The following is a 21,290-nucleotide window of genomic DNA, read 5'->3' as shown; positions in this document are numbered from 1 at the left end:
GTGGGGCCACGGGACACCCGGGAGCCCCGGATCGCCGAAGCCGTGGGAGGGCGTGCCCGGCGGCCACCGCCGGGCACCCGGGGACACCGGCCGGTGCCGGGCGGGTGGTCGTCGGGCCGCCCTACCCCCGGGAGATCACCCCGCGGGTGCCGGGTCGTCAGCCATGGACTACCACTGCGGCGGGCTGGCGATCGACCGGGCGAGGACGTCGTCCAGGACGCGGGCCGTGGCCGCCACGTCGAGCTGCGAGTTGTCGATGATGGGCAGCCCCGAGCCGTACCAGCCGGCCATCCGGCCGTGGATGCGGGCGACCTCCTCGTCGCTGAGGCGGCGGTTCCCGGAGCGCTCCGCGTTGCGCTCCAGGACTATCTCCAGGCCCGGCAGCAGGACGACCGGCAGCAGGCCCGGTCCGACGTGCCGCTTCCAGCCGCCGAGCCCGACGACCGGGCGGTCCGGGAAGACGGCGTCGTCGAGGACGCAGGAGATGCCGTTCGCCAGGAAGTTCCGCGCGGCGAAGCCGCAGGTGCGGCGGGCGAGGCGGTACTGCGCCTCCGAGTGGTCGTTCCACCCCGACTGGGGGTCGGCGAAGCCGGAGCGGACCCACTCGCGCACGTCGTCGAGGCTGATGTGCGCGGTCGGGACGCGGCGGTGGTCCGCCCAGTACTTGGCGACGCTGGTCTTGCCCGCGCCCGCGGGGCCGATGAGCAGGACGGCGAGCGTGGTCGCCGTGGGGTCGGGGGCGCCCGTGGAAGGCAGGGCGCTCGGTATCCCGACCGGGCCGCCCGGGGGCAGCTGGACATGTCCCGTGGTGTCGGGCATCGGCGGTACGGGGGCGTGCTGCGGGGGCGCGGGGTGCGGCAGGTGCGACGGCGGCGCGGGTGGCCCCGGCGGGGGGCCGGCGAAGCCGGGAGCCGGGGCGTTCGCGGGTGCCTGGCCCGGATGACCGCCCGGGTGCCCCGGGTGGTGCGCGGCCGGCGACCAGGCGGTGCCCGGTCCCTGCCCCGGCTGGTGGGGCGGCGGCAGCGGAGCCCCCACTGCGTGCTGCATCCGGTGCCACTCCGTCTCGTACAGGCGATGGGCGCTGGCGAGCGGGGCCTCGGTCCCGACCCGCTCTCCCCGCCCCGGAGGGCGCGGGAGGCGCCCCTACCGAACGGTACCTTCCCCGGCCGCCGTTGTGTGAACGGCCGGGGAAGGTGAGAAGTGCCCGTGAGGCGAGGGCAAACCCGCCCAAGTGAGGGCCCGTTGGGTGTTACTCCCCCACTTCGCCGTACGCGGCGAGGAGCACGGCCGGGTCGGGGCCCTCCAGGACGGTCGGCTTGGCGAGGCCGTCGAGGACGATGAACCGCAGCAGGTCGCCGCGCGACTTCTTGTCGACCTTCATGTTCTCCAGGAGCTTGGGCCACTGGTCGTGGCGGTAGCTCAGCGGGAGACCCACGGACGCGAGGATCGTGCGGTGCCGGTCGGCGGTGGCGTCGTCCAGCCGGCCCGCGAGCCGGCCGAGTTCGGCGGCGAAGTGCATGCCGACGGAGACCGCCGCGCCGTGCCGCCACTTGTAGCGCTCGTTCTTCTCGATGGCGTGCGCGAGGGTGTGGCCGTAGTTGAGGATCTCGCGCAGCCCGGACTCCTTGAGGTCGCCGGAGACGACCTCCGCCTTGACCTTGATGGAGCGCTCGATCAGCTCGGCGGTGTGCGGCCCCGCGGGGGTACGGGCCGCCTCCGGGTCGGACTCGATGAGCTCCAGGATCGCCGGGTCGGCGATGAAGCCGGCCTTGATGACCTCGGCGAGACCGGAGACGAAGTCGTTGACCGGCAGCGAGTCGAGCGCGGCCAGGTCGCAGAGCACGCCGGCCGGCGGGTGGAAGGCACCGACGAGGTTCTTGCCCTCGGCGGTGTTGATACCGGTCTTGCCGCCGACCGCCGCGTCCACCATGCCGAGCACGGTGGTGGGGACGGCGATCCAGCGCACCCCGCGCAGCCAGGTCGCCGCCACGAAACCGGCCAGGTCGGTGGTGGCTCCGCCGCCCACGCCGACGATCACGTCGGTGCGGGTGAAGCCGGACTGGCCGAGCGCCTTCCAGCAGTAGGCGGCGACCTCGGCGGTCTTCGCCTCCTCCGCGTTCGGCACCTGGATGGCGACGGCCTCGAAGCCCTGACCGGCCAGATCGGCGCGCAGCGCCTCACCGGTCTCGGCGAGCGCCTCGGGGTGGACGACCGCGACGCGCTTGGCCCGCTCGCCGATGAGTCCGCCGAGCTCGCCGAGGAGCTGACGGCCGACCAGGACCTCGTAGGGGTCGGTGCCCGCGGTGCCGCCGACCTGGATACGCGTCACTGCCTCGCTCATGCTTCCTTCAACTCCAGTGCGTCGAGGACGGCTTGGGCGACCTCTTCGGGGGTGCGGCCGTCCGTGGGCACGACCGCGCTGGCGACTTCGGTGTACAGGTGGCGGCGCGCCTCCATCAGCTCGCGCCACTGCCGGCGCGGGTTGACGGCGAGCAGCGGCCGGGCCGCGTTCAGACCGGTGCGCTGGACCGCCTCCTCGACCTCCATCGAGAGGTAGACGACCCGGTGCCCGGTGAGCAGCGTGCGGGTGTCGGCGTCGAGGATCGAGCCGCCGCCGAGCGCCAGAACACCGTCGTGTCCGGCCAGCGCGCGGCCGACCGCGTCCCTCTCCAGGGCGCGGAAGACCGGTTCGCCGTCGTCGACGAAGATGTCGGCGATGGTGCGGCCCTGTTCGGCGACGATGTCGTCGTCGGTGTCCCGGTAGGCGCAGCCGAGCCGGTCGGCGAGCAGCGCGCCCACCGTGGACTTGCCGACGCCCATGGGGCCGACCAGCACGACCACGGGGCCCGCGGTCACCGTACGACCAGGTTCTGGAGGTAGGACTCGACGTTGCGCCGCGTCTCGGGGACGCTGTCGCCGCCGAACTTCTCCGCCACGGCGTCCGCGAGGACGAGGGCGACCATGGCCTCGGCGACGATGCCGGCAGCCGGGACCGCGCAGACGTCGGAGCGCTGGTGGTGGGCCTTGGTGGCCTCGCCGGTGGCGACGTCGATGGTGGCCAGCGCGCGCGGCACGGTGGCGATCGGCTTCATCGCGGCGCGGACACGCAGCAGCTCGCCGGTGGTCAGACCGCCCTCGGTACCGCCGGAGCGGCCGGTGGCGCGGCGGATGCCGTCCTCGCCGTGGACGATCTCGTCGTGGGCCTTGGAGCCGGGCACCCGGGCGAGTTCGAAGCCGTCCCCGACCTCGACGCCCTTGATGGCCTGGATGCCCATGAGAGCGGCGGCGAGCCGGGCGTCGAGGCGGCGGTCCCAGTGGACGTGCGAGCCGAGGCCCACGGGCACGCCGTACGCGAGCACCTCGACGACCCCGCCGAGCGTGTCGCCGTCCTTGTGGGCCTGGTCGATCTCCGCGACCATCGCCTTCGAGGCGTCGCTGTCGAGGCAGCGCACCGGGTCGGCGTCGAGCTTCTCGACGTCCGAGGGCCTGGGGTACACGCCGTACGGCGCCTTCGCCGCGGCGAGCTCGACGACGTGCGAGACGATCTCGATCCCCGCCGTCTCCTTGAGGTACGAGCGGGCGACGGCGCCCAGGGCCACGCGGGCGGCGGTCTCGCGGGCGGAGGCGCGTTCCAGGATCGGCCGGGCCTCGTCGAAGCCGTACTTCTGCATGCCCGCCAGGTCCGCGTGGCCGGGCCGGGGCCGGGTCAGCGGGGCGTTGCGGGCCAGGTCGGCGAGGATCTCCGGGGCGACCGGGTCGGCCGCCATGACCTGCTCCCACTTGGGCCACTCGGTGTTGCCGACCATGATGGCCACCGGAGAGCCGAGGGTGAGCCCGTGCCGGACCCCGCCGAGGAAGGTGACCTCGTCACGCTCGAACTTCATCCGGGCACCGCGTCCATAGCCCAGGCGCCGCCGGGCGAGGTGGTCCGCCACCATGTCCGTGGTGATCGGAACGCCGGCGGGAAGACCCTCCAGCGTCGCGACAAGTGCGGGACCGTGGGACTCCCCCGCGGTCAGCCAGCGCAACCTGCTCAACGGTGCTCCTCATGCTCGCGCCCTGGTACTGCTGCTGCGTACACGCGTCCTCGCGTACGGCGACGGCGCGACCGGGTGCGCGGCCCTGGCCCGCCACCCCCGATCCTCCCATGGCCGGGCCCCCTGTCCGGCCTCAGGTCCATCAGACGGACGTGTCCGCCCTGACCGGAGGGTGTCCGGCGGGAGGGGCCGCAGGGTGCTCAGCGCCTGGCGAGCGCGTGCTCGCCCGCCTTCCGCATGGCGCCCAGGGGGGCCGGGGAGCGTCCGGTCATCCTCTCGACCTGCAGCACGGCCTGGTGCACGAGCAGGTCGAGCCCTCCGACGACGGCACCGCCGTACGCCGACCAGCGGGCGGCGAGCGCGGTGGGCCAGGGGTCGTAGAGCACGTCGAAGAGGGTGGCGGGCCGCTCGGGGACCGCGGCGGCCAGCGCGTCCGTGGTGCCCGCCGGGGTGGTGGCGATCACCAGGGGGGCGCGCAGGGCCTGCTCCGCGTCCGCCCAGTCGGCGGTACGGACCGGCACGTCGAGCCGTTCGCCCCACCGCCGCATCTCGGCGGCGCGCTCGGCGCTGCGGACGTAGGCGACGACCTCGCCGGTGCAGACGCGTGCCAGGGCGGCCAGCGCCGACGAGGCGGTGGCTCCGGCGCCCAGGACGGCGGCGGACTCCACCTGCTCGACACCGTGCTCGCGCAGCGCGGCGACCATGCCGGGGATGTCCGTGTTGTCGCCGACGCGGCGTCCGTCGTCCGTGAGGACGACGGTGTTGACCGCCTCGACGGAAGCCGCCGTCTCGCTGACGGAGTCGAGCAGCGGGATGACGGCCCGCTTGAGCGGCATGGTCAGCGACAGGCCGGCCCACTCGCCGCCGAGTTCCTCCAGGAAGCCCGGCAGTGCCTCCTCGTCGACCTCGAAACGGTCGTAGGACCAGTCGTCGAGTCCCAGTTCCCGGTAGGCGGCGCGGTGCAGCACCGGGGAGAGGGAATGGGCGATCGGCGATCCGAGGACCGCCGCCCGGCGGGCGTCAGCGGCCCGAGCTCTCATTGAACTTGTCCTTGAGCCTCTGGAATTCGGCGTAGGTCTTGGCGAATTCGGTGTTGTTCTGGCCGTCGGTCGCCACGAAGTAGATCCAGCCGTCGTCGGTCGGGTTGAGCGCCGCCTTGAACGCGTCGTCGCCGGGGTTTCCGATGGGACCGGGCGGCAGACCCTTGCTGGTGTAGGTGTTGTACGGGTCCTTGTTGCTGTTGATCTCGGACTCACTGATGTGGATGTTGCTCTGGCCCTTGAGGTAGTTGAAGGTCGAGTCGAACTGGAGCAGCTGGTTGGTCTCCGTGTTCGTCGACTTGAGGCGGTTGTAGATCACCTCGGCCATCTTGCGGAAGTCGTCGTGGGTCTTGCCCTCGGCCTGGACCAGGCTCGCGACCGTGACGAGCTGCAGCGGGTCGGCGAGGTCGAGGTCCTTGGCCTTCGCCTCGAGATTCAGCTTCCGGTAGGTCTGGGTGGCCTGTCCGACCATCTGCTTCAGGACGGTCTCGGGCTTCATCCCCTTGGCCGCGGGGTAGGTCGCCGGGTAGAGGAATCCTTCCAGCGGGTCCTTGATCTCCTTGTTGTCGTTCGCCCAGCTGGGGAGACCGAAGCTCTTGTACTCCTTCTTGGCGATCTTGGCGGTGGTGCCGTCGGGAAGCGCGAGTTTCTCGTCGATCTTCTTGTAGATGATGACGTTGCGCTGTCCGGGGGCGACGACCACGTTGTTCTGGCTCTTGGGGTCGAGCATGAGCTTGACGGCGCTGGCGGCCGACATGCCTTTCCTCAGCAGATAGGCCCCGGCCTGGATCCTCGTGCCGTCGGGGTTGGTCTGCTGGGCGGAGACGAAGGCGTCGACGCTCTTGATGACGCCGGCCTGCTTCAGTGCCTGTCCGATCGCGAAGCCGCCCGACCCCTTGGGGATGTTGACCGTCACCTCGCCGGAGCCGTCGCCCACGTAGTCCGGGGCCGGACCGAAACGTTTTTGGTAGAACTGATACCCGAAGTAACCGACACCGCCGACACCGCCGCCGAAGACGAGCACGACCACCAGGCAGGCGCAGCCGCTGCGGCGCTTCTTGGTCGTGCCGCCCTTGCCGCCCCGGCCCTTCCGGTCGCCGCGGCCGGCCTTCGGATCGTCGTCCGGGGAGTCGTCGTCATCGTCGTCGCCGCCCGCGAAGAAGGCGTGCTCGCCCTGGTCCGGGCCCGGGTCCCAGTCGGTCGGGGCCGGTTCGGGCTCGGCGCGCCTGCGGGCGGGCGGTTCCGGCGGCGGGTAGGCGTCGGGGGTGTTGTAGAAGTCGGGCTGCTCACCGCCGTAGGCCGCGGCCTGGTTCGCGTACGGGTCCGTCGGGTCGGGGGCGTACGCGACCTGGTGCTGCGTCCCGTTGTCCCAGCCACCGTCGTGGTACTGCTGCTGGTCCTGCCCGTGGTACTGCTGCTGTCCCGGGTCGACGTACTGCTGCTGGTCGTGGCCGGTGTACTGCCCCGCGTACTGCTGCTGCCCCTGACCGCCGTAGTGCTGCTGTCCCTGACCGGGGTACTGCTGCCCCTGGTGGTGCCGGCCCGTGGCATCGAACTGCTGCCCGCCGTAGCCGCCCTGCTGACCGTCGCTCCAGTCGCCGTACTGCGCCTGCTGCTGTTGCGGCTGCTGTGGATAGTGCTGCGGCTGGCCGCCGTAGGGGGCCTGGCCGTCGGCGGCCTGGCCTCCCCATCCGCCGTCCCCGTACAACGGGTCCTCCGGATGCCACGGTTCGGAGCCTGGGCCCCGGCCATACTCAGTCATCGATCCCCTAGAGCCGAGAGACGGTGGCGGCTGGCGCTGTTGCTCGGCTCCCGTTCGCCTCTTTCGCTGTGCGGTGGCTGTTCGAACACCACCACGCCGCGCGGAACGTTACCGTATCGCGATCAGATGACCACTTCGACGCCCTCGCCAGGTGGATTACCTGACACCCGTTCGGATTCCAGAGCCTGTTGAAGGATGATCACAGCGGCCGCCTGGTCGATGACCGACCTGCCCTTCTTGGACTTCACGCCGGAGGCGCGCAGTCCCTGACTGGCGGTCACCGTGGTCATTCTCTCGTCGAGGAGCCGCACCGCGACCGGCGCGATCGACCGGGCGAGCTCCTGGGCGAAGCCCCGGACCTTCACGGCGGCCGGGCCCTCGCCCCCCTTGAGGGAGCGGGGCAGGCCGACGACGACCTCGATCGGCTCGTACTCCTCGACCAGCTGCCGAAGCCGGCGCTGGGCGGCGGGCACGTCCCGGCCCGGTACGGTCTCGACCGGAGTCGCGAGGATCCCGTCGGGATCGCACGAGGCGACCCCGATCCGCGCGTCCCCGACGTCGATCGCGAGCCGACGGCCGCGGCGCATGCCCCGGCCGTCACCGTCGCCCGGACCGTTCGTGCCCACGGGTCCGCCCGTGCTCACTTGGCCGTCTCGCCGACCAGGCGTTCGACGGCGTCCATGGCGTCGCCGATGGCGTCCGGGTTCTGGCCGCCGCCCTGGGCGACGTCCGGCTTGCCGCCACCGCCACCACCGAGGGTCTTGGCGGCCGTGCGGACCAGGTCCCCGGCCTTGAGACCGCGCTCGCGGGCCGCCTCGTTGGTGGCGATGACCGTGAGCGGCCGGCCGCCGGCGGTGGTGAACAGGGCCACGACGACGGCCCGGTCTCCCTGGATGCGGCCCCGGACGTCGAGGACCAGCTTGCGCAGGTCGTCCGCGCCGGTGCCGTCCGGCACCTGGCCGGTGACCAGCGCGACACCGCGGACGTCCTTGGCGGACCCGGCGAGACCGGCGGCGGCCTGCAGGACCTTCTCCGCGCGGAACTTCTCGATCTCCTTCTCGGCGTCCTTCAGCTTGCCGAGCATGGCCGAGATCTTCTCCGGCAGCTCCTCCGGACGGCCCTTGACCAGCTCCTGGAGCTGAGCGACGACCGTGTGCTCCTTGGCGAGGAAGTTGTAGGCGTCGACGCCGACCAGGGCCTCGATGCGGCGCACACCGGAGCCGATCGAGGACTCGCCGAGCAGCTTGACCAGGCCCAGCTGCGCGGTGTTGTGGACGTGCGTCCCGCCGCACAGCTCCTTGGAGAAGTCGCCGATGGTCACGACGCGCACCCGCTCGCCGTACTTCTCGCCGAACTCGGCGATGGCGCCCTGCTTCTTGGCCTCGTCGAGACTGAGGATCTCGGCGTGCACGTCCAGGTCCCGGGCGAGCACCTCGTTGATCTTCTGCTCGACGTCGGTCATGACGGCCGTGGGGACGGCCGAGGGCGAACCGAAGTCGAAGCGGAAGCGGCCCGGCTGGTTCTCGGAGCCGGCCTGGGCGGCCGTCGGGCCGAGGGCGTCACGCAGGGCCTGGTGGGTGAGGTGGGTGGCCGAGTGGGCGCGGGCGATGGCGGTCCGCCGACGGGTGTCGATGGTGGCCTGGGCCTGCGCGCCGACGGTGACCTCGCCGACCTGGACGACGCCCTTGTGGACGTAGACCCCCGGGACGGGCTTCTGGCAGTCGCGGATCTCGACGATCGCGCCGCTGTCCACCCTGATGCGCCCGGTGTCGCCGATCTGGCCGCCGCCCTCGGCGTAGAACGGGGTGCGGTCGAGGACGATCTCGACCTCGTCGCCCTCGGTGGCGGCGGGCGAGGACACACCGTCGACGAGGATGCCGACGATCGTCGACTCGCCCTCGGTCCGGTCGTACCCGATGAAGTCGGTCTCACCGGAGGCGTCGGCGATCTGCCGGTAGGCGCCCAGGTCGGCGTGGCCGGTCTTCTTGGCCCGGGCGTCGGCCTTGGCCTTGTCCCGCTGCTCCTTCATCAGACGGCGGAAACCGTCCTCGTCCACCGACAGGCCCTGCTCGGCGGCCATCTCCAGGGTGAGGTCGATCGGGAAGCCCCAGGTGTCGTGGAGCAGGAACGCCTTGTCGCCGGCGAGCACCGTGCCGCCGGACTCCTTGGTGTCCGTGATGGCCGTGTCGAGGATGTTCGTGCCGGCCTTCAGGGTCTTGAGGAAGGCGGCCTCCTCGGCGAGGGCCACGGTCTCGATGCGCTGCCGGTCGGTGACGAGCTCCGGGTACTGCCGGCCCATCATCTCGATCACGACGTCGATGAGGTCCTTGACGACCGGTCCCGTGGCCCCGAGCAGCCGCATGTTGCGGATGGCGCGGCGCATGATGCGGCGCAGGACGTATCCGCGGCCCTCGTTGCCGGGGCTCACGCCGTCACCGATGAGCATCACGGACGTCCGCATGTGGTCGGTTACCACTCGCAGCGAGACGTCGGAGTCGTGGGCGGCGCCGTACTCGACGCCCGTCAGCTCGGTGGCCTTCTTGATGACGGCCATGGAGGTGTCGATCTCGTACATGTTCTGCACGTCCTGCAGAATCATGGCGAGGCGTTCCAGACCGAGGCCGGTGTCGATGTTCTTGCTGGGCAGCTCGCCGAGGATCTCGAAGTCCTCCTTCGAGGTGCCCTCGCCGCGCTCGTACTGCATGAAGACCAGGTTCCAGATCTCCACGTACCGCTCGTCGTTGACGGCGGGACCGCCCTCGACGCCGAACTCCGGACCGCGGTCGTAGTTGATCTCGGAGCACGGGCCGCACGGACCCGGGACGCCCATGGACCAGTAGTTGTCCTTCTTGCCGAGGCGCTGGATGCGCTCGGCGGGCACGCCGATCTTGTCGCGCCAGATGGACTCGGCCTCGTCGTCGTCGAGGTAGACCGTGATCCACAGGCGCTCCGGGTCGAGCCCGTAACCACCCTTGTCCTGGGGCGAGGTGAGCAGCTCCCAGGCGTAGGTGATGGCGCCTTCCTTGAAGTAGTCGCCGAAGGAGAAGTTGCCGCACATCTGGAAGAACGTGCCGTGGCGGGTGGTCTTGCCGACCTCTTCGATGTCGGGCGTACGGACACACTTCTGCACGCTGGTGGCGCGCGGCCACGGCGGCTTGACCTCACCGAGGAAGTACGGCTTGAAGGGGACCATGCCCGCGGGGACCAGGAGCAGAGTCGGGTCGTCCGCGATGAGCGACGCCGAGGGAACGACGGTGTGACCGCGCTCCTCGTAGAAGCTCAACCAGCGGCGGCGAATCTCGGCCGACTCCATCAGTGGTCCTCATTCCGGTTGTGCGAGTACGCCGACCTCTCGACATACCTCGGATCGTCATGGTTCTCGATGGCGGCGTACCGCCGGGGTGCGGGAAGTTCGGGGTCGACGGGGGCGCCGAGCCCGAGCGCGTCGTCGAGTTCGGCCTCCCGCTGGGCCATGCCCTCGCGGACGTCGAGCGCGAAGTCCTTGAGCCGGTGCCCTGCCTCCAGCGCCTTGTTCGCGGCCTGGGCGGCGAGGCTCTCCGGAGTCAGCTGCCTGAGCTTGCGGTTGACCTTGGTGGTGGCCCACACGCCCGCGGCTGCGCCGGCGGTGAACCAGAACGTACGGCGGAACATCGCTGCGTCAGTCCTTCTTCCGCTTTCCCCGTCGCGCGGACGGGACGGCGCGGCCCACGATCACGGTGCGACGGGAGGCCCTGGCGGGCACATTGTCCTTGCGGCCACCGATGGCCCGGCGGACGCCGTAACCGAACGCCGCGACCTTGACCAGCGGGCCGCCGAAGGTGGAGGCGACGGTCGTGGAGAGCGCCGACGCGTTCGACGTGACCTCCTGGACGTCGGATGCGATGGCGTCGACCCGGTCGATCTGGGTCTGCGCGGAGCGCACGGCCTCCGAGGCGTCGGCCAGCAACGGGACGGCCTGGTCGGTCACGTCCGCCACGAGCTTGGTGGTCGCCCTGAGCGTCTGGGCCAGTCTCGCCAGCGCGACGGCGAGGAACGACACCAGGATCGCCCAGAAGACGGCCACCAGGATCCCGGCCACCTCACCACCGGACACTGTCGCACCCGCTCCCTAGTACGTGCCTGAACATCGAAAAGTCGTCCCCCGAGCCTATCGCGCCGGGGCCTCCGCTCCGTACCGCATTAACGGCCGCGAGGGCCGGAGTTGCGCCAGGCGATTGTACGGAACGCGTACGGGTCAGTACTCTCCGTTCACCATGCAGCATTTTGACCGGCCCCGGCCCTCCGGCGGTGCGCCGCGCGGCAATCTGCCCCTGGAACTCGACGCGTTCGTCGGGCGTTCGGCCGAACTCGCGCGGCTGACCGCGGCCCTGGAGGTATCCCGGCTGGTCACGGTGACCGGCGTGGGCGGCGTCGGCAAGTCGCGGCTCGCGGCCCGGGCGGCGGCCCGCTCGGACGCGCGGGACGGCGTGTGGCGGGCGGAGCTGGCCGCCGTACGGGATCCGGACCTCGTCGCGTACACGGTCGTGGAGGCTCTCGGCCCGACCGACCAGACGTCGAGGCCCCCGCGCGAGCTGCTGCTCGACCGTCTCGCGGGGCGTCAACTCCTCCTGGTCGTCGACGGGTTCGAGCATCTGGTGGACGCGTGCGCGGCGCTCGTGGGCGAACTGCTGCGCCGGACGCCGGGGCTGCGGGTGCTCGCGGTGGGACGCCGACCGCTGGAGATCGAGGGCGAACGGCTGTTCCCGCTGGCGCCGCTGGACGGCACGGAGGCCGTGGAGCTGTTCGAGGAGCGGGCGGCGGCCCGGGTGCCCGGGTTCGCCGTGGACGACGGCAACCGGTCGGACGTGCGGGAACTCTGCCGCCGGCTGGACGGCATCCCGCTCGCCGTCGAGCTGGCCGCGGGCCGGCTCAGCGCGCTCTCCCCCGCCCAGCTGCTGGCACGGCTGGAGGACCGCTTCCGGCTCCTGACCGGCGGCGGACGGGACGCCCTGCCGCGGCACCAGACGCTGCGCACGGCGATCGGCTGGAGCCACGAGCTGTGCACGTCCGAGGAGCGGCTGCTGTGGTCGCGGCTTTCGGTGTTCGCCGGCCGGTTCGACCTGGAGGCCGCCGAGTACGTGTGCGGCGGTGGCGGACTCCACGCCGACCAGGTCCTGGACGTGCTCGGGTCGCTGCTCGCGCAGTCCGTGCTGGCCCGCGAGGAGACACCGGCGGGCCCGCGCTACCGGATGCTGGACTCGGTCCGGGCGTACGGCGCGGACTGGCTGACGGCGTCGGGGGACGCGGACCGGCTGCGCCGCCGCCACCGCGACTGGTACATGGGTCTGGCGACCTGGTGCGAACTGGACTGGTTCTCGCCGCGGCAGGCCGAGGTGGCCGCGCGGGTCGAGGCGGAGCTGCCGAACCTGCGCCGCGCCCTGGAGTACTGCCTGACCGAGCCGGGCGAGACGCATCTGGGCCAGTACCTCGCGGGCAGCCTGTGGTTCTACTGGGTGGGCTGCGGCCGGCTGGCGGAGGGGCGGCACTGGCTGGAACGCGGTGTGGAACTCGACGGCGACCGGGAGCAGTCGCGGCTCAAGGCCCTGTGGGTGCTCGGCTATGTCGCGATCCTGCAGGGCGACACGGTCTCCGCGCTGACCGCGCTCCAGGAGTGCCGGGACGAGGCGTTGCGCACCGGCAACCCGATCGCGCTGGCCTACGCCGAGCACCGGTCCGGCTGTCTCGCGCTGGTCGGCGACGACATGCGGCGGGCGGAGACGCTGCTGCGCTCGGCGCTGGACCGCTACCACGAGATCGGCGAGCTCAACAGCAATGTGCTGATGGGGCAGGTCGAGCTGGCGATGGCGCTGGCGTTCCAGGGCGACATGCCGGCCGCGGTGAAGCTGTGCGAGGACGTCCGCCGGGTGTGCGAGGACCACGGGGAGCGCTGGACGCTGGCGTACGCGCTGTACGTGCTCGCGTACGAGGCCCTGGCCGCGGAGGATCCGGCCCGTGCCCGGAATCTCCTGGTCCGGTGCCTGGAAATCGCGCACACCTTCCACGACCTGCTCGGCACGGTTCTCGCGCTGGAGCTGCTGGCGCTGGTCACGGCCGTACAGGGCGATCCGGCCGAGGCAGCGGTGCTGCAGGGGGCGGCCGCCCGGCTGTGGCCGTCGGTGGGGCTGCCGCTGTTCGGCTCGGCCTACTACAACGTGCCGCACGAGCGGTGCGAGGCCGGCGCCAGGGAGGCGCTGGGCGACGAACGCTACGCGGAGTGCGTGCGCGCCGGGGAGCGGCTCGGGCGGGAGGCGGCGGTGGCACGGGCGCTGCGGCGGCCCGGACAGCGGCCGCCGGGCGGGGTGCCCGCACCGCTCGGGCCGGCCCCGGAAACGCACGAACCCGCCGTCTCGCGCACCTCGAAGGGCGGCGGGACGACGGGCTGACGCGCAGGTGGTGCTACGTCCGCGGACCGATGATCAGCGGGCGTAGTACTCGACGACGAGCTGCTCGTCGCAGATCACCGGGATCTCCTTGCGGTTCGGCTCGCGGTCCAGGCGGAAGGCCAGGGCGGCGAGGTTCACCTGGAGGTAGCGCGGGGTCTCGCCGTCGGGGGCGAACCCACCGGCGCGGGCGACCTCGAACAGCGTCTTGCTGCGGCTGCGCTCGCGGACCATCACGACGTCGTCGGGACGGACACGGAACGACGGCTTGTCGACCTTGCCGCCGTTGACCTCGATGTGGCCGTGAACGACCATCTGACGGGCCTGGTAGATCGTGCGGGCGATGCCCGAACGAAGGACCAGCGCGTCGAGACGACGCTCCAGCTCGATGACCAGGGCCTCACCGGTCTTGCCCTGCGTCTTGGCGGCACGCTCGTAGGCGCGGACGAGCTGGCGCTCGGACACGTCGTACTGCGCGCGCAGACGCTGCTTCTCGAGCAGACGGACCTTGTAGTCCGAGTTCTGCTTGCGGCCACGGCCGTGCTCGCCCGGCGGGTAGGGGCGGGCCTCGAAGTACTTGACGGCCTTCGGGGTCAGCGCGATGCCGAGGGCACGCGACTTCTTGACCTTGGGGCGGGACTGGTTCGCCATGAACCAAACACCTCATGTTTCCGATACGAATACGGCTTCACCAGGGTTAGGGGAGGTCGCAATCCGCAGCCCGGGAAACCCTCCTCGCCACCGTGGGGGTCCACGTGGGCGGGGCGGGCAGCCGCTCCTGGGTCTGGGCACATACGTGCAGCACGCGAGTGGCCCACCGACCTCTCCCCGGGAACCGGGTGGTGGTGGGCTGCCCGCGACACCTTCGACGGTGCGCGACGCTCCTGGAATCCCCCCATGGAGGCGGGGGCTCCGGCTGGATGTCCCGTTCTGGTGGTGCCGACCGGGGCCGGACACGGGACGCAGCGCTTCGGGACATCGTACAGGGTGGTCAGGACCGCCCTCGACCGAGGCGCTTGCGGGTCCACTCCACCGCGTCCGCGTAGCGCGCCTCCGTGCCGTGCCGCGTCGGCGTGTAGTACTCCCGGTCCTTCAGCTCCTCGGGGGCGTACTGCTGGGCGGCGATGCCCTCCGGCAGGTCGTGCGGGTACACGTACCCCTGGGCGTGCCCCAGCTTGGCCGCGCCCTTGTAGTGCCCGTCGCGCAGATGCATCGGCACCGGGCCCGCGTGCCCCTTGCGCACGTCCTCCATGGCGGCGCCGATGGCCGTGGTGGCGGCGTTGGACTTCGGCGCCAGGGCCAGGGCGATGGTCGCGTGGCTGAGGGTGAGCGCGGCCTCGGGGAAGCCGATCATGGCGACGGCCTGGGCGGCGGCGACGGCCGTCGGCAGCGCGTGCGGATCGGCGAGGCCGATGTCCTCGCTGGCGGAGATCATCAGACGGCGGGCGATGAAGCGCGGGTCCTCGCCGGCCTCGATCATCCGGGCCAGGTAGTGCAGGGCGGCGTCCACGTCCGAGCCGCGGATGGACTTGATGAGGGCGCTCGCCACGTCGTAGTGCTGGTCGCCGTCACGGTCGTACTTCACCGCGGCACGGTCGACGGTCTCCTCCAGGGTCTGGAGGGTGATCTCCGGCTCGCCCTTGTCGAGCGCGGACCCCGCCGCCGCTTCCAGGGCGGTCAGCGCCCGGCGGGCGTCACCGCCGGCGATCCGCATCAGGTGCTGCTCGGTGTCCTCGGGGAGGGTGACGGACGCCTTGAGGCCGCGCTCGTCCTGGAGTGCCCGGCGCAGCAGTCCGCGCAGGTCGTCGTCGGTGAGCGGTTCCAGGGTGAGCAGGAGGGAGCGGGAGAGCAGCGGGGAGATCACCGAGAAGTAGGGGTTCTCGGTCGTCGCCGCGATGAGCGTCACCCAGCGGTTCTCGACGGCCGGGAGCAGGGAGTCCTGCTGGGCCTTGCTGAAGCGGTGGATCTCGTCCAGGAAGAGGACGGTCTCCTTGCCGAAGCCGCCGGTGGCCCGGCGGGCGCTCTCGATGACCGCGCGCACCTCCTTGACGCCCGCGGTGATCGCGGAGAGCTCCACGAACCGCTTGTTCGTGGCCTTGGAGACCACGTAGGCCAGGGTGGTCTTGCCGGTGCCGGGCGGGCCCCAGAGGATCACGGACGAGGGTCCGGCGGGACCGCCGCCGCTCTCGCCGACGAGTCTGCGCAGGGGGGAGCCCGGCTTCAGCAGGTGCTGCTGGCCCACCACCTCGTCGAGGGTGCGCGGGCGCATCCGGACGGCCAGGGGACTCCCGGAGGGGTCCTTCTCCTGGCGTTCTTCGGCTGCGGCGGTGAACAGGTCGGGCTCCACGGACGAAACCCTATGTCACCCCACTGACAATCCCCCCGGGGCTGTCAGCTCGTCCAGAAGTCCCACCAGCGGGTCAGGATCAGCATGCCGATGATGCCGATGTGCAGGACCGGCAGGACCCAGGTGAACTCGCCGAAGAAGCTCCTCGCCCAGCGCGGGGCGGGCAGGAAGCCGTTGCGGACGTTGGACGAGGTCACGTACCAGAACATGATGATCGTGGCGACCCAGGCCAGTGAGCACCACAAGCACAGCGAGTTGATGCGGTACAGCGACTGGAACTGCAGCCAGGTGCAGAATCCGACGCCGAAGAGCGTGCCGGCGTTGAACGTCAGCCAGTACCAGCGCGGGAAGGTCGCCCGCGCCAGCAGGCTCACCCCGACGCAGATCACGATGCCGTACGCCACCAGGCCCAGCATCGGGTTGGGGAACCCGAAGGCCGAGGCCTGCTCGCTCTTCATGATGTTGCCGCAGGACACGACCGGGTTCAGGCTGCACCCCGGCACGAAGTCCGGGTTCTCCAGCAGCTTGAACTTGTCGATCGTGATGACCCACGCGGCGAGCAGACCGGCCGCACCGGTGATCACCAGCAACAGGGCGAGCGCACGGCTGCCGCCGACCGTCCGGGGACCGTCGACGCGGTCCGGTTCGGTGGAGACGTCCTTGACTGTCGTCTTGCTCATCACGCCGTTTCCGTAGTCTCGAAGGGCCTGCGGGCACCGACATTGTGCCGCACGCGCGGGTATGGCCACCGTTCGATGGACATAAGGAGGTACGCGCGGTCGTCCCGGAACGTTCGGTTCGGGGGGAAGCTCGGGGCCATGACAACACACGCGGAAGAGCTCGCGGTGGACGTCCGGGGGCTGCGCAAGCGCTACGGGGACGTGACCGCCGTGGACGGTGTCGACCTCGGTATCCGCCGGGGAGAGGTGTTCGGCCTGCTCGGACCCAACGGCGCGGGCAAGAGCACGACGGTGGAGATCCTCCAGGGCAACCGCGCCCGGGACGGGGGCGAGGTCACCGTCCTGGGCGCGGACCCGGCGACGGGGACGCGCGCGTGGCGCTCCCGGATCGGCATCGTCTGGCAGGACGAATCCGCGCCCGCCGAGTTGACGGTGCGCGAGACCGTACGGCATTTCGCCCGCTACTACCCGAGGCCGCGCGACGCCGAGGAGGTCGTCGCGCTGGTGGGTCTGGAGGCCAGGGCGGACAGCCGGGTCAAGGCGCTCTCCGGTGGTCAGCGCAGGCGGCTGGACGTGGCGCTCGGGGTGATCGGCGGCCCCGAGCTGCTGCTCCTGGACGAACCGACCACCGGTTTCGACCCGGCCGCGCGCCGCCGCTTCTGGGACCTGATCAGGAAGCTGGCCGGCGAGGGCACCACCATCCTCCTCACCACCCACTACCTGGAGGAGGCGGAGACGCTCGCGGACCGGCTCGCCGTCGTCGCCCGCGGACGGGTCGTCGCGGAGGGCGAGCCGGCCGCGCTGCGCGAGCGGTTCGGCACCGGGGCGACCGTGGGGTGGACGGAGGCCGACGGCACCCCGCGCTCCGAGCGCACCGAGACCCCCACCCGCACGGTCGCCGCGCTCACCCTCCGCTTCGACGGCGAGATACCGGGGCTGACGGTGACGCGCCCCACGCTGGAGGACGTCTATCTGCGCCTGACCGGACAGGAGACCGCGCGATGACCGCGACCGGCGTACCGTCCCGCGACGCGGTCGGCACCGGCCGCCTCCCGGGCGCCTGGAGCCTCGGCCTGCGGCGGGGCGCCCTGGAGATCAAGCAGTTCTTCCGCCAGCGCGACCAGGTGGTCTTCACCTTCGCCTTCCCGGTCGTCTTCCTGTTCCTCTTCGCCTCGATCTTCAGCGACGACGTGCGGGGCGCGGGCATCACGGCCTCACAGCTGTACGTGCCCGCCATGATGGCCGCGGGCATCATGTCCACCAGCTTCCAGTCGCTCGGCATCTCGATCGCCATCGAACGGGACGAGAGGGTGCTGCGCCGGCTGCGCGGCACACCGATGCCCCCGGCCGCGTACTTCCTGGGCAAGATCTGGCTGGTCCTCGTCACCGGCGTCCTGGAGACGGCGATCCTGCTCCTGGTGGGGACGACGCTCTACGACGTGGAACTCCCCTCGGACGCGGGCAGATGGGCCGAGTTCGGCTGGATCTTCGTCCTCGGTCTGGCCGCCTGCGCCCTGCTCGGCATCGCGATCAGCTCCGTCCCGAAGTCCGGCAGGAGCGCCACCTCGGTGGTCGTTCTCCCGTTCCTGGTCCTGCAGTTCATCTCCGGGGTGTACATCGCGATCGACACGATCCCCGACTGGATGCTGAACGTCGGCGCGCTGTTCCCGCTGAAGTGGATGTGCCAGGGCCTGCGCGGGGTGTTCCTGCCGGAGTCGGCGAAGGTCCTGGAGCAGGCGGGCGCCTGGGAGTTCGGGCGGATCGCCCTGGTGCTGGGGGCGTGGTGCGTCGGAGGACTGGTGCTCTGTCTGCTGACCTTCCGCTGGACCGACCGGCGCGACGGGTGACCCACCCGGCGGGCCCTCGGGCACGGCCGCCGGGGCGATGCCCCCGCCGGCCGTGCCCGGGAAGTCGTCCCGGGGCGGGACGGGCGGGGGCGGCCCACCGCGCTCAGCCGAGCCGGACCTCCAGCTCCGCGACGATCTCGTTGACGCCGACGGCGGTCTGTTCGCCGGACTCCATGTCCTTGAGCTGCACAACGCCTTCGGCGAGATCACGCTCACCGGCGACGATCGTGTAGCGCGCGCCGGACCGGTTCGCGTTCTTCATCGCGCCCTTGAGGCCCTTGCCGCCGTACGAGAAGTCGGCGGCGATCCCGAGCTTGCGCAACTCCGTGACCTTGGCGAAGAGCACCCGGCGGGCCTCCTCACCCAGCGGCACCGCGAACACGCTGGTGAGCGCGGGGAGTTCGAGTTCCACGCCCTCCGCCTCCAGCGCCAGCACCGTGCGGTCGACGCCCAAGGCCCAGCCCACCGACGGCAGTTCGGGACCGCCGATCATCTCGGAGAGGCCGTCGTAGCGTCCGCCGCCGCCCACCGCGGACTGCGAACCGAGACCGTCGTGGACGAACTCGAAGGTGGTGCGGGTGTAGTAGTCCAGGCCGCGCACCAGCTTGGCGTCGTCCTCGAAGGCGACGCCCGCGGCGGTGATCAGCTCGCGCACCTCCTCGTGGTACGCCTTGCAGGCGTCGCACAGGAAGTCGCGCAGCAGCGGCGCGCCGACCAACTGCTTCTGCACGTCGTCGCGCTTGTCGTCGAGGACCCGCAGCGGATTGATCTCGGCCCGGCGGAGGGTGTCCTCGTCGAGGTCGAGACCGCGCAGGAAGTCCTGGAGCGCGGCCCGGTAGACGGGACGGCACTCCCGGTCGCCGAGCGAGTTGAGCAGGATCCGGAAGTTCCGCAGTCCGAGCGAGCGGTACGCCTGGTCCGCCAGGATGATCAGCTCGGCGTCGAGGGCCGGGTCCTCCGCGCCGATGGCCTCGGCACCCACCTGCGAGAAGTGCCGGTACCGGCCCTTCTGGGGGCGCTCGTAGCGGTAGTACGAGCCGGAGTACCAGAGCTTGACCGGGAGGTTGCCGAGCTTGTGCAGGTTCGCCTCCAGCGCGGCGCGCAGCACGGACGCGGTGCCCTCGGGGCGCAGCGCCAGCCGGTCGCCGCCCTTGGTCTCGAACGCGTACATCTCCTTGCTCACGATGTCGGTGGACTCACCGACCCCGCGCGCGAACAGGTCGACGCTCTCGAAGCCGGGGGTCTCGATGTAGCCGTAGCCCGAGTTGCGCAGCGGGCCGGCGATGGCCTCGCGGACCGCGAGGAACTTCGCGCTGTCCGGCGGGATCAGGTCGTACGTGCCCTTGGGGGCCTTGAAGGTGCTCACGAAGGTCTCTCGTCACATTCCTCGTCGGGGAGCCGGCCGCGGGCCGGGCTCTTGACGGTCTGCCGCCACCTGTCGCAGGTACGGGTTGGTGGCGCGCTCCTGGCCGATGGTCGTCTGGGGACCGTGCCCCGACAGCACCACGGTCGAGTCGTCGAGCGGCAGGCACACGCGGGCCAGCGAACCGAGCATCTCGTCCATGTCACCGCCGGGCAGGTCGGTACGTCCGATGGAGCCGGCGAACAGCAGGTCCCCGGAGAAGAACACGGACGGGACGTCCGCGCTCTCCGGCATCCGGAAGGTCACCGACCCCTTGGTATGACCGGGCGCGTGCGCGACGGACAGCTCGAGACCGGCCAGCGCGAGCCCGGCGCCGTCGGCCAGCTCCTTGACGTCGTCCGGCTCTCCCACCGTCAGTTCGCCCATGAGCGGCATGCCGATGGACCGGCCGAGCGCCTTCTCGGGGTCGCTCATCATGTAGCGGTCCTCGGGGTGGATCCACGCGGGAACGCCGTGCGCCCCGCACACCGGGACGACCGAGGCGACATGGTCGATGTGGCCGTGGGTGAGGATGACCGCGACGGGCTTGAGCCGATGCTTCTTGAGCGCGTCCTCGACTCCCTGGGTGGCCTGGTGGCCCGGGTCGATGATCACGCACTCCTCACCCGCGGCGGGGGCGACCAGGTAACAGTTGGTCCCCCAGGCCCCGGCGGGGAACCCGGCAATGAGCACGATCGTCCTTCGGGGTGTCGTACGTGATGTGTCGTACGGGGTGGGCGGCTGTGGCTCAGAGCCTACCGGCGCTGCCGTTTCCTCAGCCAACCCATATACGGTACGGGTCACACGCAGGCGATCGGCTCACCAGACGCACGCGTCCCACCTGACGTACGAGACGCACGAGGAGATAACCCGGTGGTCACCCAGGAACAGCGGCGGCGTCAGCTCGCCCGGGAGAAGTTCTTGCGGCAGCAGCAGCGGCGCACGGCCGCGCGGCGCAAGTCACACATGCGGAACACGGTGGTCGCGTCGGTCCTCGGCGTGGTCGTCGTGGGCGCCGTGGTGTCCTACGCGACCGGGGTCTTCAAGAACGACGACAAGAAGGCCAACGCGGGCGCGGAGGTCACGCCGAGCGCCGCCCCGACCAGCAAGGCGCCGGATCCGTGCGCCAAGCCGGCCGAGGGCGCGGTGAAGTCGCTGAGCTGGAAGAAGGAGCCTGCGATGACCATCGACAAGTCGGCCGACTACAGCATGAAGATGGCCACGACCTGCGGGGACGTGGACATCGCGCTCGACACGGCGGCCGCTCCGCACACGGTGAACTCGTTCGACTTCCTCGCGGGCAAGGGCTTCTTCGACCACACGAAGTGCCACCGGCTCACCACGAACGGCATCTACGTGCTGCAGTGCGGTGACCCGAAGGGCACCGGCAGCGGCGGTCCCGGGTACACGATCCCGGACGAGAACCTGAAGGACAAATCCCTCAAGGGCGGCGTCTACCCGGCGGGTACGGTCGCCATGGCCAACACCGGCCAGAAGCACACCGGTGGAAGCCAGTTCTTCCTCGTGTACCAGGACAGTCAGCTGCCGCCCAGTTACACACCGTTCGGAACTATTTCCAAGTCCGGTCTCGCGGTGCTCAAGAAGATCGCCGCGGCCGGGGAGAGCACGGGCCAGGGCGACGGGGCACCGAACGCGACCGTCGTGGTCAACAAGATGACCGTGACGAAATCCTGACCGCCAACTGCGAAATTTCGGTCGCGCTGGATGCGGACAGCCGCCGTGCTGGTCGCCTATG

The 21,290-nt window shown here is 71.1% G+C and carries 19 protein-coding genes; 4 read left to right on the top strand and 15 right to left on the bottom strand.

Annotation, left to right across the window (positions count from 1 at the left end; translation table 11 throughout):
* Positions 1-168: 168 nt before the first annotated feature.
* From OG776_RS33150 to OG776_RS33105, 10 genes are all read right to left on the bottom strand, one after another.
* Entirely contained in the window at positions 169-1,047 is an 879-nt protein-coding gene (locus tag OG776_RS33150) for a Pro-rich N-terminal domain-containing protein (RefSeq protein ID WP_329322987.1), read from the bottom strand.
* 202 nt (positions 1,048-1,249) lie between these two features.
* Positions 1,250-2,341 carry a 3-dehydroquinate synthase gene (gene aroB, locus OG776_RS33145; protein WP_148007822.1) on the bottom strand — a complete coding sequence of 364 codons (1,092 nt, stop codon included), beginning with the start codon at positions 2,339-2,341 and terminating at the stop codon, positions 1,250-1,252.
* A complete protein-coding gene (locus tag OG776_RS33140; protein ID WP_148007821.1) occupies positions 2,338-2,856 on the bottom strand; it encodes a shikimate kinase in 519 nt (172 codons plus the stop codon). Before OG776_RS33140 ends, aroB begins: the two co-directional genes overlap by 4 nt.
* Positions 2,853-4,037, bottom strand: coding sequence for a chorismate synthase (gene aroC, locus OG776_RS33135; RefSeq protein WP_148007820.1), 1,185 nt, complete (start codon positions 4,035-4,037; stop codon positions 2,853-2,855). The genes OG776_RS33140 and aroC overlap by 4 nt, the downstream gene beginning before the upstream one ends.
* 200 nt (positions 4,038-4,237) lie before the next feature.
* Positions 4,238-5,077, bottom strand: a complete 840-nt coding sequence (locus tag OG776_RS33130) for a shikimate dehydrogenase (RefSeq protein ID WP_148007819.1) — start codon at positions 5,075-5,077, stop codon at positions 4,238-4,240.
* Positions 5,058-6,839 (bottom strand): endolytic transglycosylase MltG, encoded by a 1,782-nt coding sequence (mltG, locus tag OG776_RS33125; protein ID WP_148007818.1) that lies wholly within the window; start codon positions 6,837-6,839, stop codon positions 5,058-5,060. The genes OG776_RS33130 and mltG overlap by 20 nt, the downstream gene beginning before the upstream one ends.
* 122 nt (positions 6,840-6,961) lie before the next feature.
* The gene (gene ruvX / locus OG776_RS33120) at positions 6,962-7,426 is read right to left on the bottom strand and encodes a Holliday junction resolvase RuvX (RefSeq protein ID WP_148008145.1); all 465 of its coding nucleotides are present in this window, start codon (positions 7,424-7,426) and stop codon (positions 6,962-6,964) included.
* A gap of 53 nt (positions 7,427-7,479) precedes the next feature.
* Entirely contained in the window at positions 7,480-10,152 is a 2,673-nt protein-coding gene (gene alaS, locus OG776_RS33115; RefSeq protein ID WP_148007817.1) for an alanine--tRNA ligase, read from the bottom strand.
* Entirely contained in the window at positions 10,152-10,490 is a 339-nt protein-coding gene (locus OG776_RS33110) for a DUF6167 family protein (protein WP_148007816.1), read from the bottom strand. The genes alaS and OG776_RS33110 overlap by 1 nt, the downstream gene beginning before the upstream one ends.
* 7 nt (positions 10,491-10,497) lie before the next feature.
* The gene (locus tag OG776_RS33105) at positions 10,498-10,932 is read right to left on the bottom strand and encodes a DUF948 domain-containing protein (RefSeq protein ID WP_148007815.1); all 435 of its coding nucleotides are present in this window, start codon (positions 10,930-10,932) and stop codon (positions 10,498-10,500) included.
* A 160-nt stretch (positions 10,933-11,092) separates the two neighbouring features.
* Here OG776_RS33105 and OG776_RS33100 point away from each other — a divergent pair, with 160 nt between their 5' ends.
* Complete coding sequence (locus OG776_RS33100) at positions 11,093-13,261, top strand: ATP-binding protein (RefSeq protein WP_148007814.1); 2,169 nt, start codon at positions 11,093-11,095, stop codon at positions 13,259-13,261.
* Positions 13,262-13,294: 33 nt separating this feature from the next.
* Here the strand turns inward: OG776_RS33100 and rpsD are convergent, their stop codons facing one another.
* The 3 genes from rpsD to OG776_RS33085 form a co-directional block, all read right to left on the bottom strand.
* Positions 13,295-13,909, bottom strand: coding sequence for a 30S ribosomal protein S4 (rpsD, locus tag OG776_RS33095; RefSeq protein WP_148007813.1), 615 nt, complete (start codon positions 13,907-13,909; stop codon positions 13,295-13,297).
* A gap of 340 nt (positions 13,910-14,249) precedes the next feature.
* Positions 14,250-15,605 carry a replication-associated recombination protein A gene (locus OG776_RS33090; RefSeq protein WP_148007812.1) on the bottom strand — a complete coding sequence of 452 codons (1,356 nt, stop codon included), beginning with the start codon at positions 15,603-15,605 and terminating at the stop codon, positions 14,250-14,252.
* A gap of 44 nt (positions 15,606-15,649) precedes the next feature.
* Entirely contained in the window at positions 15,650-16,285 is a 636-nt protein-coding gene (locus tag OG776_RS33085) for a vitamin K epoxide reductase family protein (protein WP_329322986.1), read from the bottom strand.
* A 138-nt stretch (positions 16,286-16,423) separates the two neighbouring features.
* Here OG776_RS33085 and OG776_RS33080 point away from each other — a divergent pair, with 138 nt between their 5' ends.
* Together OG776_RS33080 and OG776_RS33075 are read left to right on the top strand one after the other, a co-directional pair.
* Positions 16,424-17,290 carry an ABC transporter ATP-binding protein gene (locus OG776_RS33080; protein WP_148007810.1) on the top strand — a complete coding sequence of 289 codons (867 nt, stop codon included), beginning with the start codon at positions 16,424-16,426 and terminating at the stop codon, positions 17,288-17,290.
* Complete coding sequence (locus tag OG776_RS33075) at positions 17,287-18,132, top strand: ABC transporter permease (RefSeq protein ID WP_148007809.1); 846 nt, start codon at positions 17,287-17,289, stop codon at positions 18,130-18,132. Before OG776_RS33080 ends, OG776_RS33075 begins: the two co-directional genes overlap by 4 nt.
* 103 nt (positions 18,133-18,235) lie before the next feature.
* Here OG776_RS33075 and hisS read toward each other — a convergent pair whose 3' ends face one another.
* Both hisS and OG776_RS33065 read right to left on the bottom strand, forming a co-directional pair.
* Positions 18,236-19,498, bottom strand: a complete 1,263-nt coding sequence (gene hisS, locus OG776_RS33070; RefSeq protein WP_148007808.1) for a histidine--tRNA ligase — start codon at positions 19,496-19,498, stop codon at positions 18,236-18,238.
* Between the two features lie 12 nt (positions 19,499-19,510).
* The gene (locus OG776_RS33065) at positions 19,511-20,227 is read right to left on the bottom strand and encodes an MBL fold metallo-hydrolase (protein ID WP_148007807.1); all 717 of its coding nucleotides are present in this window, start codon (positions 20,225-20,227) and stop codon (positions 19,511-19,513) included.
* Between the two features lie 180 nt (positions 20,228-20,407).
* Here OG776_RS33065 and OG776_RS33060 point away from each other — a divergent pair, with 180 nt between their 5' ends.
* Entirely contained in the window at positions 20,408-21,229 is an 822-nt protein-coding gene (locus OG776_RS33060) for a peptidylprolyl isomerase (RefSeq protein ID WP_148007806.1), read from the top strand.
* Positions 21,230-21,290 lie beyond the last annotated feature (61 nt).

The sequence above is a fragment of the Streptomyces sp. NBC_01689 genome (genome assembly GCF_036250675.1).
GTDB lineage: Bacteria > Actinomycetota > Actinomycetes > Streptomycetales > Streptomycetaceae > Streptomyces.
The sequence above is the reverse complement of the archived record's forward strand: the minus strand, read 5'-3'. Positions and strand labels throughout refer to the sequence as shown.